General features: G+C 31.3%; 18 protein-coding genes and 4 pseudogenes. 7 read left to right on the forward strand and 15 right to left on the reverse strand.

The window, feature by feature from the left end; genetic code table 11:
• Window positions 1-859: PorP/SprF family type IX secretion system membrane protein (locus AC1RYN_RS09730; protein ID WP_481806817.1), on the forward strand; the 859-nt coding region annotated here is incomplete at its 5' end.
• Between the two features lie 28 nt (window positions 860-887).
• The gene (locus AC1RYN_RS09735; RefSeq protein ID WP_481806818.1) at window positions 888-1,409 is read left to right on the forward strand and encodes a gamma carbonic anhydrase family protein; all 522 of its coding nucleotides are present in this window, start codon (window positions 888-890) and stop codon (window positions 1,407-1,409) included.
• Here the strand turns inward: AC1RYN_RS09735 and AC1RYN_RS09740 are convergent, their stop codons facing one another.
• From AC1RYN_RS09740 to AC1RYN_RS09770, 7 genes are all read right to left on the reverse strand, one after another.
• The gene (locus AC1RYN_RS09740) at window positions 1,410-2,123 is read right to left on the reverse strand and encodes a LytR/AlgR family response regulator transcription factor (RefSeq protein WP_481806819.1); all 714 of its coding nucleotides are present in this window, start codon (window positions 2,121-2,123) and stop codon (window positions 1,410-1,412) included.
• A 252-nt stretch (window positions 2,124-2,375) separates the two neighbouring features.
• Window positions 2,376-2,906: a sensor histidine kinase gene (locus AC1RYN_RS09745; protein WP_481806820.1), complete on the reverse strand. Its 531-nt coding sequence runs from the start codon at window positions 2,904-2,906 to the stop codon at window positions 2,376-2,378.
• 4 nt (window positions 2,907-2,910) lie between these two features.
• On the reverse strand, window positions 2,911-3,363 hold the full coding sequence (locus tag AC1RYN_RS09750; protein WP_481806821.1) for a hypothetical protein: 453 nt from the start codon (window positions 3,361-3,363) through the stop codon (window positions 2,911-2,913).
• The gene (locus AC1RYN_RS09755) at window positions 3,364-3,723 is read right to left on the reverse strand and encodes a DUF4907 domain-containing protein (RefSeq protein WP_481806822.1); all 360 of its coding nucleotides are present in this window, start codon (window positions 3,721-3,723) and stop codon (window positions 3,364-3,366) included.
• Window positions 3,707-4,429, reverse strand: a complete 723-nt coding sequence (locus AC1RYN_RS09760) for a Kelch repeat-containing protein (protein ID WP_481806823.1) — start codon at window positions 4,427-4,429, stop codon at window positions 3,707-3,709. The genes AC1RYN_RS09755 and AC1RYN_RS09760 overlap by 17 nt, the downstream gene beginning before the upstream one ends.
• On the reverse strand, window positions 4,401-4,703 hold the full coding sequence (locus AC1RYN_RS09765) for a hypothetical protein (RefSeq protein WP_481806824.1): 303 nt from the start codon (window positions 4,701-4,703) through the stop codon (window positions 4,401-4,403). The genes AC1RYN_RS09760 and AC1RYN_RS09765 overlap by 29 nt, the downstream gene beginning before the upstream one ends.
• Before the next feature lie 15 nt (window positions 4,704-4,718).
• The gene (locus AC1RYN_RS09770; protein ID WP_481806825.1) at window positions 4,719-5,552 is read right to left on the reverse strand and encodes a DUF6268 family outer membrane beta-barrel protein; all 834 of its coding nucleotides are present in this window, start codon (window positions 5,550-5,552) and stop codon (window positions 4,719-4,721) included.
• A gap of 229 nt (window positions 5,553-5,781) precedes the next feature.
• On the opposite strand from AC1RYN_RS09770, the gene AC1RYN_RS09775 reads away from it, so the two are divergent.
• The 3 genes from AC1RYN_RS09775 to bamG all read left to right on the forward strand — a co-directional run bounded on the left by AC1RYN_RS09775 (window position 5,782) and on the right by bamG (window position 8,347).
• Window positions 5,782-6,624: a DUF4270 family protein gene (locus tag AC1RYN_RS09775; RefSeq protein ID WP_481806826.1), complete on the forward strand. Its 843-nt coding sequence runs from the start codon at window positions 5,782-5,784 to the stop codon at window positions 6,622-6,624.
• A 175-nt stretch (window positions 6,625-6,799) separates the two neighbouring features.
• Window positions 6,800-7,108 carry a hypothetical protein gene (locus AC1RYN_RS09780; RefSeq protein WP_481806827.1) on the forward strand — a complete coding sequence of 103 codons (309 nt, stop codon included), beginning with the start codon at window positions 6,800-6,802 and terminating at the stop codon, window positions 7,106-7,108.
• On the forward strand, window positions 7,109-8,347 hold the full coding sequence (gene bamG / locus AC1RYN_RS09785; protein ID WP_481806828.1) for a BamG family beta-barrel-assembly machinery protein: 1,239 nt from the start codon (window positions 7,109-7,111) through the stop codon (window positions 8,345-8,347).
• Between the two features lie 3 nt (window positions 8,348-8,350).
• On the opposite strand, the gene murI is transcribed toward bamG, so the two are convergent.
• The 8 genes and pseudogenes from murI to AC1RYN_RS09825 form a co-directional block, all read right to left on the reverse strand.
• Window positions 8,351-9,127 carry a glutamate racemase gene (gene murI / locus AC1RYN_RS09790; RefSeq protein WP_481806829.1) on the reverse strand — a complete coding sequence of 259 codons (777 nt, stop codon included), beginning with the start codon at window positions 9,125-9,127 and terminating at the stop codon, window positions 8,351-8,353.
• Between the two features lie 148 nt (window positions 9,128-9,275).
• Window positions 9,276-9,773 (reverse strand): OmpH/Skp family outer membrane protein, encoded by a 498-nt coding sequence (locus AC1RYN_RS09795; protein WP_229991342.1) that lies wholly within the window; start codon window positions 9,771-9,773, stop codon window positions 9,276-9,278.
• Between the two features lie 19 nt (window positions 9,774-9,792).
• Window positions 9,793-10,806, reverse strand: a complete 1,014-nt coding sequence (locus AC1RYN_RS09800; protein ID WP_481806830.1) for an OmpH/Skp family outer membrane protein — start codon at window positions 10,804-10,806, stop codon at window positions 9,793-9,795.
• A gap of 36 nt (window positions 10,807-10,842) precedes the next feature.
• Window positions 10,843-13,574, reverse strand: a pseudogene (locus tag AC1RYN_RS09805) (BamA/OMP85 family outer membrane protein).
• Entirely contained in the window at window positions 13,507-14,244 is a 738-nt protein-coding gene (locus AC1RYN_RS09810; protein ID WP_481806853.1) for an isoprenyl transferase, read from the reverse strand. Before AC1RYN_RS09810 ends, AC1RYN_RS09805 begins: the two are co-directional and overlap by 68 nt.
• A gap of 4 nt (window positions 14,245-14,248) precedes the next feature.
• Window positions 14,249-14,932, reverse strand: coding sequence for a type IX secretion system protein PorG (gene porG / locus AC1RYN_RS09815; RefSeq protein WP_481806831.1), 684 nt, complete (start codon window positions 14,930-14,932; stop codon window positions 14,249-14,251).
• 172 nt (window positions 14,933-15,104) lie between these two features.
• On the reverse strand, window positions 15,105-15,989 hold the full coding sequence (locus AC1RYN_RS09820; protein WP_481806832.1) for an NAD kinase: 885 nt from the start codon (window positions 15,987-15,989) through the stop codon (window positions 15,105-15,107).
• A 57-nt stretch (window positions 15,990-16,046) separates the two neighbouring features.
• Window positions 16,047-16,732 (reverse strand): annotated as a pseudogene (locus AC1RYN_RS09825) (acetoin utilization protein acuB).
• A gap of 115 nt (window positions 16,733-16,847) precedes the next feature.
• Between AC1RYN_RS09825 and AC1RYN_RS09830 the strand changes: the two are divergent.
• Window positions 16,848-17,559: pseudogene (locus tag AC1RYN_RS09830) on the forward strand (pyridoxine 5'-phosphate synthase).
• Window positions 17,560-17,561: 2 nt separating this feature from the next.
• A pseudogene (locus tag AC1RYN_RS09835) lies at window positions 17,562-18,327 on the forward strand (alpha/beta fold hydrolase).
• The last annotated feature ends 139 nt before the right edge of the window (window positions 18,328-18,466 follow it).

Raw genomic sequence — 18,466 nt, forward strand, 5'->3', positions numbered from 1 at the left:
GTTATGTATAATTACTTCGTTGAGTTACGTATTGCTAAGGTTAATACATGCTCCTGTTGTTAGGGAGGCAGCACTTCAGACATTAAGCTTTAATGGTCGTGTAGGTGATAGATCAGGAGCAGGAATTATACTTTTTAATGATAAAAATGGATATCATTCTCAAAAAGGAATTAAACTAACTTATGCATATCATATTCTTTTTTCGAGAGATGAAATCGATTTGAATCAGCTTTCATTCGGTATCAATGCTGGAGTAATTCAGAATCAGTTAGACGAAACTTCATTTGGAGAATTTGACCCGATTGTTTTTGGAAACATTCAGAAGGATTCTTATTTTAATGTTGATTTTGGAGCATCATATAATTTCCTTAATTTTTACGCTCATGCAACAGTTCAAGGAGCAGTAGAAACAAGACGACAAATATATACAGAATTTGAAAGTGATAATCTCAGAAAATATCTCTTGAGTGCAGGATATGTTTTTGGAAACAAAAGGAAGTTATTGTGGGAGCCTTCGGTACTTTTTCAATTATTTGATAAAACCAAAGAGAAGCTAATCGATTTTAATTTAAAGGCATACAAGAATATGGATTTTGGTAGTCTTTGGGCTGGACTATCATATAGAAGAAGTTTTGATGGTGCACAATATTATAATGGTTCAAGTGTTTCTACTCAAAAACTGCAATACATAACACCTATCTTAGGAGTTAATTATAAAAACTTTATGTTTGCTTACACTTATTCGCAAGTTACTGGAAATGTTAAATTTGATAATGGCGCATATCATCAAATTACTTTGGGGCTTAATTTATTCTGTAAGCGTGAAAAATATGATTGTGATTGTCCTGCTATAAATTAATTATAATTCATTTTAAAAAAATAAACTCATGCTGATAAAATCTGTAAACGGAAAAACACCGAATATTCCGAATGATTGTTATGTTGCCGAAAATGCAACAATTGTTGGAGATGTTTCTTTTGGAGATTCATGTAGTGTTTGGTTCAACGCTGTAATTAGAGGAGATGTAAATTTTATTAAAATAGGAAACAAAGTAAATATCCAAGATGGAGCAATTATTCATTGTACTTATCAAAAACATCCAACAATAATAGGTAACAATGTTTCTATAGGACATAATGCAATTGTGCATGGTTGTACAATTCATGATAATGTATTGATAGGAATGGGAGCAATTGTAATGGATAATTGTGTTGTCGAAAGTAATGCTATTGTTGCAGCAGGAGCAGTAGTAACTCAAAATACAGTAGTAGTTTCAGGCAGCATTTATGCAGGGATACCTGCTAAGAAAGTGAAAGATATTGACCAATCTGACTTTGCTGGCGAAATTGAACGTATTTCTAATAATTATGTAATGTATTCTAGCTGGTTTAAAGAAGGGAAGGAGTAATTATAAATTTATTTTTTCGAAGAAAGCATTTTTATAGCTTTCACTAATAGGAATTCTTTTGTCACCAATCAAAGCTTTGTTTTTTTGGATTGATTTCACATGTTTGATGTTAATAATATACGATCGGTGAATTCTGGAGAAGCCTTTATTAGAAAGTAAATTTTCAAGTTTTATAAGACTTATTAAGGTTAAGGTGTATTTATTGTCTGTAGTATAAATTTTTACATAATCTTTTAATCCTTCGATGAATAAAATATCTGAAAAGTTTAGTTTTATATTCTCATATTCAGCTCTTACAAACATATAATCCTGATTAATTTCGGGAGCAGAAATAGGATTTACACTTGCAGGGATGTGCAAGGGATTGAATAATTGTTGTGCTCTTACAACCGACTTTAAAAAGCGATGAAAAGGAATTGGTTTAACGAGATAATCTACAGCTCCAAGATTAAATCCTTCAACGGCGTAATCAGAATAGGCAGTTGTAAAAATAACTAAAGGTTTTTTTTCGATAGCATTTAGGAAATCTATTCCTGAAAAATGAGGCATTTCGATATCCAAAAAAATCAAATCAATACTTGTCTGATTTATGATAGAAATAGCATCAATAGCATTATTGAAGGTGCTTACTAATTCTAAGGAATCGACTTTGCTAACAAAATCTTTAAGTAATTCAACTGCTAGAGGCTCGTCATCTATAATTACACATTTCATTAGTTATTTTTTTTAGGTAAAATTTATGATGCGAAAATATAACTTGACAACTAAAGACAAGTTAAAATTAGATTTTCAATAGTTAATTTGCTGTTATAATTTTTTTCGCTTATAACAAACATTGTTTATTACGTTTTAGGTAATGGAGTTTGTATCTCGTCTAGTTTTAAGTTGAGATGTACATTATAAAACTTTTTAGTTTCGGTTATTTTAAGTTCATGTGCTTCAGGATAAAGAAGACTTAAACGGCTTTTAATATTGGTTAATCCAATTCCAGAATTTTCTGAGATCCTTTTTGTAGTTTTCAACCTTGTTTTCGACCCAAAAGTCCAAGCTGTTTTCTTCGATGACTATCTTTATTTTTACATGAGCAGCACCTTTATAATCAGTACCATACTTAAATGCATTTTCTACAAATGAGATTAATAATAATGGCTCAATGTATTTGTTTTTGGGTTCTCCATGGACATTAATGGTAATATTTTCGATATTATTTAATCTTAATTTTTGTAATTCTATATAGTTCTGAATGTAGTTTATTTCCTTTTCGAGGGCGACTGTTTTATTGTCTGTTTCATACAGCATATAGCGCATTAATTCAGATAAAGTGACGATTGCATCAGGAACCAAATCCGATTTTTTATGAGCCAAAGAATAAATACTATTTAATGAATTGAACAAGAAATGTGGGTTTGTTTGTTTTCGTAAATAAATCAATTCAGTAGTTGTTCTATGAGTTTCAGCTATTAATTTGTTTTGTTGGTTATTATAAAATTCTGACAATGTTTTAATAATAGCACTTATTGTAACAACTAGAATATAAAAAAGAAGGTGCTATTTTAAAAAACAAAGGCTGTACTGCTATTGTAGTTCTAAATCCAAAATCTTTAGGCATTGGACGTCCATCAAGAGGCAACATCTTAGCAGGAAGAATTCTTTTTGCCATTTGAATCTCTGGGATAAAATAGCTGGCTCGAATAATCATAAAAGTGATAATAAGCGCGGCTATAAAAGAGGAATAAAGCCAATATTTTTTTTGCAAAAGTAATGCTGGAACCAGATAAAAATAGTTTAGATAAAATAATATTATTCCAGTAATCCACTGTACATAAAAATCTGGATTTATCTGAAATGGACTTTCATAAAACTGAATCAATGAAGTTAAAATAAAAAAAGTCCATATCACACTGTGAAATAGAATTTTGTTCGTATTTGTATTTTTGGTTATTTCGATATTCATTTAAATATTTATATCTAATAAAATTAAATCTTTTTTAGTTATCGTTGGAGATAAATTAGCTTCTAGCTTTTTGATTACTAGATTAGCTATTTTTATAGCATCTTTCTCAGTTCTAAAGCCCTTGTAGGTATCGATGGCAGGAATTATGGTTTGCTTAATTATGATTTTTTCATCATTAGCAATTGTATATCCCCAGCCAGTAGCGGTTTTTATAGATTCTACGTGGTAATTTTCTTTTTTATTGCAAGCTGCAATTAATAGTAGTGTTACTATTGTAATTGTTTTTGAAAATAAATAAGAATGATTCTTCTGGATTTTTGCCCAGAAGAATGCCTTTTTTGTATTAATTGTCATCATCATTTTGTTCTTCAAGAGGTTTAAATTCCCATACATCATCAAAATAAGAAGAACCAGATCTTCCTAATAAAACAAATCCTCTGTCATTAATTGCAAATCCTATAGCGTCAGTTCTTGAAGATCCTTCTAGAGCGGTTCTTTCTTTCCATAAATCAGTGACAGGATTATATTCCCAAACCGATTTTAAACCTTCTCCGCATAGTATATATCCTAAGCCATTCATAGCAAAACTTGAAGCATTTGTACGTTTTATATAATAAGTATCATGATCACTTTCGCTATCGTCTAAATTTCTTTTTTTAGTCCAGAGATCAGTACTTGGGTCAAATTGCCAGAAATCATTTTGATTTATACCGCTGTTTACACCAGTGCCTAAATAGGCTTTGTTATTGATTACAAAAACAGTTGCATTTCTTCTTTTGTCTCCACTAAAGCCATTTACTTGAGTCCAGGTATTCGAATCTTGATTGTATTGATAAAAGTCTTTTAGATAATTCCCATCGTAACCTGTGCCAAAATAAGCCTTTCCTCCAACTTGAAATCCTACTGCAGAATAGCGTGCAGTACCTGCAAAATCTGCTTTTTGTTCCCAAATATTGGTTGCTGGGTTGTACTCGTAAAAATCTTTTAACTTATTCGTGCCATCATAGCCAAGTCCGATATAGCCTTTTCCGTTTAATTCAAATCCTGAAGCAGAAGCTTCTGGCAACTCCTTTAAAATCTGCTTTCTGCTCCCAATAATCACCTGTTGAATTATATACCCAAAGGTCTTTCAGATAACCATCTCCTGTATATCCAGTAACCACATAAGCATATGTTCCGATTACAAAACTTGTAGCACTGGATCTTGCAGGACCATCAAAGGCAGACTTTTTAATCCAGTTTCCTATTAATTCATCATCAGAATTATCATTACTACAGCCTACTAAAGTAAGGCTCATAATAAATGTTGCGAATAATATTCCTTTTTTAAAGCTATTCATAATGTATTATATTTATTAGTGTTTGTATTTTATACCAATGTTAAAAATGTAACCATTACCGATATTAAAATCATAAACAGTGTCGTTGCTATGATTTGATAGTTGGTATTTTTTATTAAAATTATACCCACCTTTAAAGTTTACAAACCAACTTCCATCCATATTCCTTTCATATTCAAATGCAGTAGTCATTTGAGATAAACTAACTTTTGTGGCAGAATTATGAATGGTATCTAGGTTAAAAAAATCACCATTAAAACGGTTAGTAATGCTAAAAACGTTTTGCATATTTTTTGAGTATGTAATCGCTGTACTAGGAAAACCAATAGACATTGCAGCCTCATTATTTATTTTATGATAAAAAGAAAATGTTGGTGTTATTTTAGGCAATCCTAAGGTATTTGCTCTTTTTACTCCAATAGATATAATGTTATTTTTATTTAAAATATGATTAATTTCTAAACCACCTAAAATTGACAAATCAGAAAGATTAATGTTTTTCTGGAAGTTTAATGATGGTTCTATTTCTAGATTCAATGTGGTGTTTTTTGTTAATTGATGCTCTAATATTAAGGTGTTTTTGATACTGTTATAAGGATTATAATTGTGTTTAAAATCATAATTTTCTATATCATACTTTGCTCCAATGTTTTTGTATTGTAGCGTATTTGTGATCTTATTTTTGGTATCGATGTTTTTATATGCAGAGATTCCGATGCTAGTTTGATTTAAAGTGATTTTATCTGCGGGTTCTGTTTTTATATTTAAATCCATACTAAAACCAGTTTGAGCATAAATTGTAAACATAGGTGCCATAATAAGTAAGGATAGTAAAGGTTTTATTTTCATTATTTCATTATTGGTTCAAAAGTAGTTATGCTATTATTTTAAAAAAAAGAAGATATATGTATGGGGCTTTCCAATAGACTAAATGGGGTATTTTAACGCTGAAGGAAGTATTTGCATTGTCTGAGGGATTGTAGATTATTTTGTGGTATTTATAGATAGAAAAGCCTAGGTTGTATATGTTATGATGTTCTCTAGAAAACAGCATTTTATATTTGTTCAAAAAATATTTATGTACAAATTATTGTTGCTGTTGTTTCTAGGGGTTTTTATGATTTCCTGTAATTCGGATGCCGATGCAGGAGAGTTTGTTGTTGGATCAGATTATTTGTCAATCGGAAATAAAGTAATTTTAATTGATACGTTAACAGTTGATATGTCTACTATTAATTTTGATTCATTGGTTACATCTAATCAAAGTAGGATTTTGCTAGGGAATTATGATGATCCCATTTTTGGAAAAGTAAAATCGGATAGCTATTTCCAGATTCTTGCAAGTGATTATGATTTGTATAAAGAAGATTCAGATACGAACTTGCCAAATTATGTTTATGATTCAATAGCAATGATCTTAAGATATGATAATTACTTTTTTGGGGATACTACTCAAATACAGTCATTTGATATTCATCGATTAACTCAAAAAGTAAAACCAAATAAAGAAGATAAAAACTTTTATAATAATTCGACTTTAACCTATACTCCTGAAAGTTTAGGTGTGATTTCGTATAAGCCACGGCCAACAGAAAAAGATTCGATTAATATAAGAATGAGTGATGCTTTTGGTTCAGAACTTTTTCAGAAGTTAAAGAAAAGAGAAGTTGTCAATTTTGATGAGTTTACAGAATATCTGAAAGGAATGGTCATTACATCATCAGGAGCAAGTTCATCAAGTGTACTTGGTTTTAATCAGACTACAAGTGTGATGAGGCTTTACTATTCTAGATTCCCAAGTGAAAGTGAAAAATCATTAATAAAAGATTTCTCTATTTTAGATGCTACCAAGCAGTTTAACGCGATTACATTAGATAAGACAGGCACTCTCATTCAAAATTTACCAATTTCTTTCGAGTAAGTTACCTAGTTCGCAAACCGAAAATAAAGGTTTCATTCAGTCAGGAACAGGAATCGCATGTAGGATTGATTTTCCGAACATAAAAAAGCTTAAATATATTGCCGAAAAAGGAGCAATCGTTGATGCAGTATTGATTATAAAGCCAGTTGCGAATTCATATTCTAAGATTTATCCATTGGCAGATTCATTGCGTGTATATGTTGGAGATAATTTAAACAGAATTAGTGGTACACTTAATAATTCCTCAGGAGCTGCCATGTATGCATTATTAAATAAAGCTAGTGATGAGTTTAATGAAAATGTAGGATACAAGCTCTCTATAGGAGGTTTTTTGCAGAAAGAGATGTTAAAGCAGTCAGATTCTAAATCCTCATTAATCCTTACGTTTCCTAATATTAATAAAGCGGTTAATCGGCTTGTTTTGGCAAATCAGAAATTTCCAAACAATAAAATGGAATTAAAAATTTATTATATTACTTATTAAATGAAAAATAAAATTGCGTTCGCAGGCCTACTAGTTTTAATGTCAGTATCTTCATTTTCTCAAAGTATTTCCAGTTCACCTTATTCGCTTTATGGATTGGGTAGTTTGTATGATTCAGATTTTGGTTCGATTCCTTCAATTGGATCCTCGGGGATTGCTCTGCCATCTGATCAATTCATTAATAATCTTAATCCAGCTTCATTGGGATTTATGTTACAAAATCATTTTTTGTTTGATATTGGAGGAAAGTTTATAGGTAGTACATATCAAAACAGTTCAAAATCAGAAAGTCGAAACAATGCTCAGTTTTCTCATATAGCATTTGCTTTTCCAATTACTCAAAAAAGTGCTTTTAGTATTGCTTTGCGCCCCTATTCAAGTGCATCATTTAAGATTTCAAATTTAAAAATTCCAATAGAAAATAGTCAAGAGTTATATAATCTGGATGTAACAGGTTCGGGAGGGTTGAATAATTTTGATCTTTCCTATGCTTACAAAATCAATAAAAGATTGTCTTTAGGGCTTTCTGCAGCAGTACTTTTTGGGAATACTACCGATGACAGATATTATACTATTAATAATTCTATAACTAATAGTAATAAAAAGACAAATTATAATGGATTCAGACCTACGTTTGGAGTGCAATATCAAGTAGATTCAACATTAACAATTGGCTCAACCTTCAAATCACCATCGAGAGTTAAGGCTTCTAAAGTACAAATTATCACCATTGTAGGGGATTCAGGTACGATAACCACAGATTCTAATGCTGACTCAGATACAGATGATTATTATTTACCTTCAGAAATTGGAGTAGGGGTTAGTAAGCTTTTTAAAAATAATTTGAATATGACTTTTGATTATGAAAAGAGCTTATGGAATGATACAAAACAATCGGAGTTATATGGAAGTTTTGTAAATCAAAATAGATTTGCATTAGGCCTCTCTTATAAAAGTAATAAGAATGCCCGAAAATATATAGACCGTATTCGTTACGCAACAGGAATAAATTATGATACAGGATATCTTGAAGTTGATAACCGAAGAGTCAATAATATGTCTTTTTCGTTAGGATTAACCCTTCCTTTGGAGTATAATACTTTTTCGGCTCTAAATATTTCGTATTCTTATGGGCAAAAAGGTAAAATTGGGGATGGTCTTATAAAAGAGAATTATCATAAATTATCAATCAATTTATCATTGGATGGAATATGGTTTGTTAGGAGGAAATTTGAATGATTACTAGAAATCTTTTTCTTCAACTTTATATTTATTTTCTAATATGTCTGATAAAACTTTTGGATTACTATTGCTGTAAAACACAGGTTCATTTGCTGGTTCATTATTAAATCCGACTTTCTCACGTAGTATGTTTTGGGTTTGCTTAGCAACAGCTTCTCCTGAGTCAATAATATGAATGTGTTTTGGAAGGATTTTTTTTATCTGCGGAATTAGATATGGATAATGACTGCATCCTAGTACTAAATAGTCAATATTGGCCTCAATCATTGGTCTGAGATAAGATTCCAGAAGTTGTGTCATCTCAGGAGAGTTTAGATTTCCGTTCTCAATTAATTGTACTAAGCCATGACCAACTTGTTCAATGATTTTAGTATCTTGATATATTTCGGTTGCTTTATTAAATAACTCACTATTTAAAGTACCTTGAGTAGCAAGTATTCCAATAGTGTGCGTGTTTGATTTTATTGCTGCAGGTTTTATTGCAGGTTCAATTCCTATAAATGGAATAGAATATTGCTCTCTTAATTCCTTAATTGCATTTGTGGTTGCAGTATTACACGCTACAACAATCAATTTACAATCCATGCCGAGTAAAAAATCCACATTTTTTTTGCTTAAAGCTACTATTTCCTCTTTGTTTTTTTGGCCATAAGGGGCATTCTTACTATCAGCTAAATAGATGGTTTTTTCATTTGGAAGTAATTGATGAATTGCGCTCCAAATTGAAGTGCCACCAATGCCAGAATCGAAAACGCCTATGGGATTATTGTTTGTCATAAAAACAAAGTTAAGTATTTTTTGGAATCAAAAAAAAGCCTTTAACGAGGATTTTTGAGTAGAATAAAATTAATTTTTATGTATAAAAAAAACTGCTCGACCATTTTATTGGTGAGCAGTTTTTTTAATTTTATTGGTGAGCAGTTTTTTAGAAACCTAAATCTTTTTTTACATCAGCAGTAACGTTTGGACCGTCAGCTAATAAAAGAGTAGAACCATCTAATACATATTGGTATCCTTTTGCTTTACCAACTTTTTGGATAGAAGCTCTCACTTTTTCCATTAACGGTTTTACAATATCAGATTCTTTTTGTTGCAATTCTTTTTGAGCATTGTCTCTATAGTCTACAATTCTTTTTTGCATATCTTGAACTTCTTTTGAACGTTCTCCATTAACTGCATCTGTTACTGTAGCTGATTCAGCTTCGTATTTTTTTAATTTTGCTTGGTATTCTTCAACCATTTTCTTGTAATCTGCATCATATGTACCGCTTAGTTTTTCAAGTTGTTTTTGTGCATCTATCATTGCTGGCATTTTAGACATAATTTCGCTTACATCAACGTGAGCTACCTTAGCTTGAGCATTCATTTGATTTGCTCCTAAAACTAGTATTGCAGCAATTAGTAAAGTTTTGATTTGTTTCATCATCATTTTAAAATATTAATTAATTATTGGTCGTATTTCCTTGTTTTTGTTTGTCCTCTTTTGCCTTTTGCTCTCTCGCTTTTTTGGCAGCTTCTCTTTCTTCTAAAATTTTATTTCTTCTTTCTTCTAAAGCCTTTTTACGTTCGTCATAAAGCTTTTGTCTTTCTTCTGCTTGTTTAGCTCTTGTATCATCAGTTACAGTTGTTTTTGCCGCTGTTGTGGTTGGAGTAGTTACTGCAGGTGTGCCTTCCTTTTTTACTGTTTCAGAAACCGTGCCATTTTTTTTAGCTTCCCTTGCGTCACGAATTGCTTTTTTGTTTTCTTCGTATATTCTTATTTTTTCCTCTTGAGCTGCTTTCCTGTCTTCTAGTATTTTGTCTCTTGCAGCTTTTCTTTCGTCTAGGATTTTTTGTCTTTCTTGTAAAGCAGGACTTTCATCAATCGCACTTTCTTTATTTTCTTTTTCTTCTTCTATGGCAAGTTGTTTTTTTGTCAACTGCTCTCTTTTGTCGGTTCTGGTGATTACTCTTAAAACCTTGTCACTAACATCGTATCTTTTTGCTGCAAAAAGCATTGTTAAGTCAGATGATCTATCAAATATAAAATCATATCTTTTAGCTTCTGCTATATCCTGAACAGCAGTAAAAACTTGATCTTGTATTGGTTTTGCTAAAGCTGATTTTTGTCTAATTAAATCTCCGTTAACACCAAAGCGCTGTTGCTGATAATCTAATGTTTCTTTTTCAAGAAACTTAATTTCAGTTTCTCTTTCATCAATTAACTCATTCGTTAATAATGCTTTCTCCGCTTTTAAAGCATCTTTAAGCTTATTGATTTCTAATTTCTTAGTTTCAATTTCTTGCTTCCACTTTTCGGCTTTCTGCTCTAATTGCGTTTGAGCCTCTTTATAATCAGGGACATTTTGTAGAATATACTCCATGTCGATGTATCCTATTTTTGTCGATTTGGTTTGTGCTTGACTTGTATTTACTACTATCAAAGCCAAAATTATAAATAAAAATTGTTTTCTCATAACATTAATTTTATTTGAAATTTTTAACCAATACGATTAAAATTGTTGTCCAATAATAAAGTGCGTACGTAAACCGCTTGGTTTTGTTTGTCCTGTAATGTATCGAATCCGTAACCAAAATCAATTCCTAATAATCCAAATGCTGGCATGAATACACGTAAACCAGCTCCCACAGAGCGATTTAAGTCAAAAGGATTATAGTCTTTGAAACTTGGGTAAGATGAACCTGCTTCAGCAAATGTAAGCACATAAATCGAAGCCGATTGTTTCAATGTAATTGGATAACGCAATTCTAATGAGAATTTGTTGTAAATCGTTGCCCCAATTTGTTCTCCATTTCTTATTGGCGTTAATGAGCCATTTTCATATCCTCTTAATGCTATTGTTTCTCTACCATCCATAGAGTAGTTTGCCATACCATCTCCTCCTAAATAAAATCTTTCAAAAGGAACTACACCTCTAGATTGATCATATGCTCCTAAGAAACCAAATTCAGTTAGCGTTCGTAGTACTAATTTACCATAAACTTTCGTATACCAATCAGCTTTGAACTTAATTTTGTAGTATTCTAGCCAATTAAATTTCTTTTGGTCAACTTTTCCTTGATCTGTAGCGGCGTTTTTGTAATCATCTGGCTCAACTTTGTTTCCATTTGCATCAATGAAATCACCAATTTGTACTATTTTTCCATTTGCATCAGGAACATTTCCTCTATCTGTAGTATTTCTTAATTTGTATTCTTTCTGATTACCTAAATCGGCATAATTGATTCCATTAAATAATGAATATGGAGGAGTCAATTTCGCAGAAACACTAAATTCTGAACCGTATGTTGGGAATATTGGGTTTACCCCTTTATTGCTTCTGGTTAATCCAATAGTATATGCTAAGTTTCTTGAAGTTCCATTACCAAAAGTAAACAATCCTGTATTGTAATTATGCAAATCATAGTGTTGGTAACTAATCGATTGTGATAATACGAAATAATCATCTGGTACCGACAATCTTTTTGCTATACCAACCGATAACGTTAAGATGTTAAAGCTTTTGCTTCTGTCTACTTTTTGTGTGATGTAATTATTTAAAAACTGTGTACTGTATGATATCGATGTACTAAATTGTACTGGTTTTTTTCCTCCAAACCAAGGTTCAGAAAACGATACACTATAGGTTTGGAAATAAGTACTTCCTTGTAAACGAAGTGCTACTTTTTGCCCGTCGCCCATTGGTAATGGTTTGTAGGCACTTTTGTTAAATAAATTTCTAGCAGAGAAGTTATTAAATGAAAGACCTAAAGTTCCAATGAAACCACCGCCTCCATAACCTCCTTGAAGTTCTATCTGGCTAGATCCTTTTTCTACAAGATTATATTCAATATCTACAGTTCCAGCAGAAGCATCTACATTCTTGAATTTTGGGTCAATTGCTTCTGGATCAAAGAATCCTAATTGTCCAATTTCACGAATTGTTCTTACTAATAAATCTTTACTATATTTTTCACCAGGTTTAGTTCTTAATTCACGGTAAATTACTTTATCATTTGTTTTGTCATTACCTACAACAGAGATTTTATTAAAATATGCAATTGGACCTTCTGTAACTCTAATTTCAAAATCAATAGTGTCATTTACAGTTCTTACCTCTACAGCATTAATGTTAGAGAATAAATAACCATTATTTTGATATAAATTGGTAATGTCTTCAGCGTCAGGTTTTGTCTTGTCAGCAATCCTTTTTTCTAGAAGTACACCATTATATGTTTCTCCTTTTTTAATACCTAAATAACGATTTAATAATTGGTCTGTATATACAGTGTTTCCTAAAAACTTGATATCACCAAAGTAGTATTTATTTCCTTCTTCAACATCTACTTTTATGGCTAATGTATTTTTCTTTTTATCGTAAACAATAGTATCCGATAATATTCGAGCATCTCTATATCCTTTTTCTTTGTAATTAGCGATAACTTTTTCTAAATCGGCCTTGTATTTATCTTTGATGAACTTGGAAGCTTTAAAAATACGAATAGGATTCTTTTGCTTGGTGTCCTTCATTGCTTTTCGTAAAGTAGCATCTGACAATTGTTTATTACCTTCAAATTCTATTTTACTAATTTTCACCTTATCTCCTTTGTCTACACGAACCAGCATATTTACTTGGTTTGTAGAGGTGGTGTCAGCGGTAGTAGTAATGGTCACTTTGGTGTTATAGTAACCTTCTTTTTTGTATTTGTTTTCGATATAATTCTTAGTAGTTGTAATTAAATTTTCGTTTACAATTTTGTTTTTTGTTAAACTGTTGTCTTTAATTAGTCCTTCAATTTTACCTTTTTTAATACCAACAAATTTTACCTCGTTTAATTTAGGAAGCTCTATAATGTCTAAATCTAGATAGATACTATCATTCTCAATTCTATTTACATAGAATGAAATTTCGTCAAAAAGTCCAAGCTTTCCCAGCTTTTTGATGGCTCCACTTATTTCTTCACCAGGAACTGTTATTTCCTGTCCTTTTTGTAAGCCAGAAAAAGTGACAACAGTTTGCTCATTGAAGCTTATTTTACCAATTACAGATACGTCAGCAAGAATATATTTTCTCCCTTGGTCAAAAGGAATTCTTTCTTGCGCTTTTATTTGTGAAAAACTACCAAAAACCAATAAGGTAAGTACTATTTTTATTCTTTTTTGTAACACTAAAAAATCATTTAATTTGTTCACTTGTTTTTCCAAATCTACGTTCTCTTTTTTGATAACTAATGATAGCCTCATATAAATCCTTTTCTTTAAAGTCTGGCCATAAGACATTAGTAAAATATAGTTCTGCATAGGCTATTTGCCATAACAAAAAATTACTTATTCTATGTTCTCCACTTGTTCGTATTAATAAATCTACATCTGGTAAATTTTGCGTGTAAAGATGCTCATTTATAATTGAATCGTCAATAGTGTCTATTGAAATTATATTATTTTTAACTTTATTACTGATGATTCTAACAGCGTTTACAAGTTCTTCTCTAGAACCGTAACTTAAAGCTAATGTGAGTGTAAGTCTTGTGTTATTTTTTGTTTTTTCAATAACATCCATTAGCTCTTTTTGTGCGGATTTAGGTAATTTTTCTAAATTTCCAATTGCATTAAGTTTGATGTTGTTCTTCTGTAATGTGTCAAGTTCTTTCTTTAATGAATTTATAAGTATCTTCATTAAAGTTTCAATCTCTAATTTTGGCCTATTCCAGTTCTCCGTTGAAAAGGCATATAAAGTTAAATATTCAATTCCTATCTTGGCACAGGATTCGATGGTTTCTTTTACAGATTTTGTTCCATTTTCATGACCAAAAGCTCTTAAGAAACCTTGTTGTTTAGCCCATCGCCCATTTCCATCCATTATGATGGCTAAATGTCGTGGTAAGTTTGTTTTATCTAGTGTGTCTAAATTCATTTTTTTAATATGGGCAATAGCAAGGTTTGTTTCCAAATGTATACGTTAAAGTTACTCCTGAAAAAACATACCAGTCATTATTATTTAAGTCTCCAAAACGTAATGATTTTAAATTATCATTTTCTGGATTGCTGCCGTCAAGATTATCCGTAAAGGTATATCGTGCGCCAACCTCTAATCCTAAAACAAAATTACTAGTTAAATTTGTTTTTACACCTAATATCATTGGAATTGCAAATGAACCTGTGTTCTTTTGTTTTTTTGTCTCGCCAGATTGAATGTATAGCTCATCATATCTGAAATAATTAAGACCTGAAAAGACATAGGGCGTAAATTTTCTTTTGTCTTCATGTAGATTAAAGTCAAAAAAATTAAATTCAAGACCAGCAGAAAGTTCTCTAATAGTATTGTCAAAACGATATCCTCTTAGTTTTCGACCTCCTTCTCTTGAATCTAGATCATTTGCAGTGATTGTTGATTGTGTATATGAAAAGCGATAGGCATGTCTTGGGCTTTTGTTCCATCGGTACAATACGCCAAAAGCAAGCTTGTCTGGTGAAATATAAGTTGTGCTTCCTACATCTCCAATATAGTTACTGCCTCCTAAAAAAACACCAACCTCATGTATCTGAGCGTTCATGCTTGTAAAGGAAAAGAAACATAACAATAAATTAAAAATTTTGTTCATTTAATTAAAAATTGCGTGCAAATATAATAATAATCAATACGAATCAATGCTGAATAAGTTAAAACTGTCTTTTTTTGAATTATAGACGAAATATCTCAACAATTACTGAATATTCGATACTTGCAAAACGAGAAAAACATTACAAATAGTATAAAGTATACTTGAAAAAAGTTTAATTTCTTTTGTCTTCCCCCCAAAGTAGTTTATTGCGTAAGGTTTTTAGGAAAGTTTCTCCGGGAATTTCAACCATATTTATCTTAAAATCAGTTTTTTTTATTGTTAAAATAGATTCGTTTTTTATTGAAGCTATTCTTGAATCTAATGAAACAAGATAATGATCTTCTCTTCCTGATACACGAAGTTTAATCTCGGTATTGTCTGGTATTATAAGCGGTCTGGCTGTTAAATTATGTGGTGCAATTGGTGTAATTACTAGGCTGTTTACATCTGGAGTTAATATTGGTCCGCCACAACTTAATGAGTATCCTGTTGAGCCTGTTGGCGTTGATATGATTAATCCATCTGCCCAATATGAATTTAAGTATTCTCCATTTAGGTAAGTATCTACTGTTATCATCGAAGTAGTATCTTTTCGGCTTACTGTAACTTCATTCATGGCAAAATTCAGATCTTCTATTGCTTCGTTTTTTGGCTCTGTTGTTAAGGTTAATAAAGTCCTTTTAGATATAGTGTATTTTTTATCAATTACAAATTGCATAAATGCTGCTATGTTCTCTTTTTGTACAGTGGCAAGAAATCCTAATCGTCCTGCATTGATGCCTAAAATAGGTACGCCCGAATTACGGATTAATGTTGCGGCTCTTAAAATAGTTCCATCTCCACCAATGCTTATGAGCATTTCAAAGCTGCTATCTAATTCAGTATGAGTTGAAAAAGTTTTGTATTCTTTTTCGATTATTTTTTTTTCATGGAGCATCTTCAAGAAATTGGCTTCGATAACCATTTCGACATTATTCGAAGTAAAAAAAACAAATATGTCTTTAATAATTGGGTCTGTACTATTTAGATAGTATTGTCCGTAGATAGCTACTTTCATTCTTTTTGATTAAATAATGTGTCAATTAGATAATTTGTCAATTGCATAATGTGAAAATTATCTAATTGACATATCGACTAATTTTTTTATATTAAGGTACTTGTCTAAATAATCAGAACGTTCCTTTAAATTATTGATATATGTGTCTTCTTGGTGTTCTGATATAATTTCGTAATTGTATCTTCGGAAGGTTTGAATAATTTCATTCATTGCCCCTAAGCTAATTTTAATGGTTATTTGGATACTGTCTGTATTGGCATCAGAAACGAATGCACCTAAGATTCTGCCATTATTACTCTCTACAATTTGTGTAATTTCACTCATGGAATAATCTAAAAGCCCTTTTTTTACGATTATTACTCCACCTTGCTCTTTTAAAAAAGGTGTTTCATGAAAGAATTGATGATGTCGCCTATTTCATAAAATCCAAGATAAACATTGTTTTCGTCTAAAACAGGAATTAAATTAGTGTGGTTTTTAGCAAAAACTTCCAATACATCTAGCCAGATCATATTGTTTCGAGCAAAAAAATGTTCGAGAGTATATTTGTAATCAATTACTTTTTTGTCACTATCAAAAGTTTCAATATCGTCAGAGGCTATACAGCCAATGTATACTCCGTCTTCCAAAACAGGGAAATGAGAGAAGCTTAGGTCAGCAAAGAAATCCTGCACCGAAGTGATGGTTTCTTGGCTATTTATAGCTCTAAAGTCATTGGTAATGTAATTAGTAATATCTGTCATAATTCAATTAGCAATATTTGATGCAAAATAATCAAAAAATAGCAAAAACTCCTAAGCTTTACTTTGTATTTTTGTCGTAACAAATATAGTGTTACTAGAATTAATATCCATTTATATGACAAAGTTAAGTGTAAATATCAATAAAATTGCAACGTTACGTAATGCGCGTGGCGGAAATGTGCCAGATTTATTAAAAGTTGCAACTGATATTCAAAAATTTGGAGGGCAAGGAATAACGATACATCCTCGTCCTGATGAACGCCATATTCGTTATCAAGATGCGCGTGATTTAAAAGCAATTGTATATACCGAATATAATATTGAAGGTAATCCACAACATAATTTTATCGATTTGGTTTTAGAATGTAAACCAGATCAGGTAACATTAGTTCCAGATGCAGTTGGAGCTATTACATCTTCAGCAGGTTGGGATACTAAAAAACCAATCGTATTTAACAGAAGTAATACAGGAGTTTCAGCGTAATGGAATCAGAACTTCGATTTTTGTAGATCCAGTCCTTGAAATTATTGAAGGTGCTAAAAAGACAGGAACGGATAGAATCGAATTATATACAGAGGCTTTTGCACATCAATATGGTTTAGGTAACAAAAATGGAATTGATCCTTATGTAGTAGCTGCAAAATTAGCTAACGAGCTTGATTTAGGAATCAATGCAGGACATGATTTAAGTTTAGATAATATTGAATTTTTTAAACAAAATATACCAGGATTATTAGAAGTTTCAATAGGGCATGCCTTAATTTCGGAAGCACTTTATCTTGGTTTAGATAATGTGGTTAATATGTATTTGCGAAAATTAAAATAAATATGTTGTACTCAAAAATAGAAGGCGAAGGAAAGCCATTCGTTATTATGCATGGATTTCTGGGAATGTCTGATAACTGGAAAACATTGGCAGGGCAGTATGTAGAAGCTGGATTTCAGGTTCATGTATTAGATTTAAGAAATCATGGGCGCAGTTTTCATTCAGATGAATGGAGTTATGAAGCCATGGTTCAGGACGTGTTTGAATACTGTCAGGACAATAATCTTAAACGAATTGATGTTCTTGGACACTCAATGGGAGGAAAAGTAGCTATGCTTTTTGCAACAACACATCCAGAAATAGTTGACAAATTGATTGTGGCAGATATTGGTCCGAAACTTTATAAACAACATCATCAGGAAATTTTGGCTGGTTTGAATGCAGTTGATTTTTCTTTGAAGCCAAGCAGGAATGATGTTGAGGAAATTATTTCACAATATGTTTCTGATTTTGGAACACGTCAATTTTTGCTGAAAAATTTGTATTGGAAAGAGCCGGGACAGTTGGCTTTTAGATTTAATCTGGAGGCTTTTAATAAAAATTTGGATGCAATTGGAAAACCTCTGGCGGAAGGTTTGGTTTTTTGATAAACCGACTTTATTTATAAGAGGTGGAAATTCAGGTTATATTCAGGATTCTGATCTTGATTCGATTCGTCTGTATTTTCCTAATTTAAAATTGGAAACTATTCCAAATGCAGGACATTGGCTTCATGCTGAAAATCCTAAAATGTTTTTTGAATTAACAACTACCTTTTTGAAAGAATAATATTTTATTAAGTAAAATTTATTGCTTCTGATTTGTTTTAAAAATGAATAGATAATTGTTTGTAGTATTGTAATGCTACCTAAGAGCTCTGTGCATTATGGTGATAAAACAAGAGGCAGTTCAATTCACATCATTAAAA

The sequence above is a fragment of the Flavobacterium sp. TC780 genome (assembly GCF_056783245.1).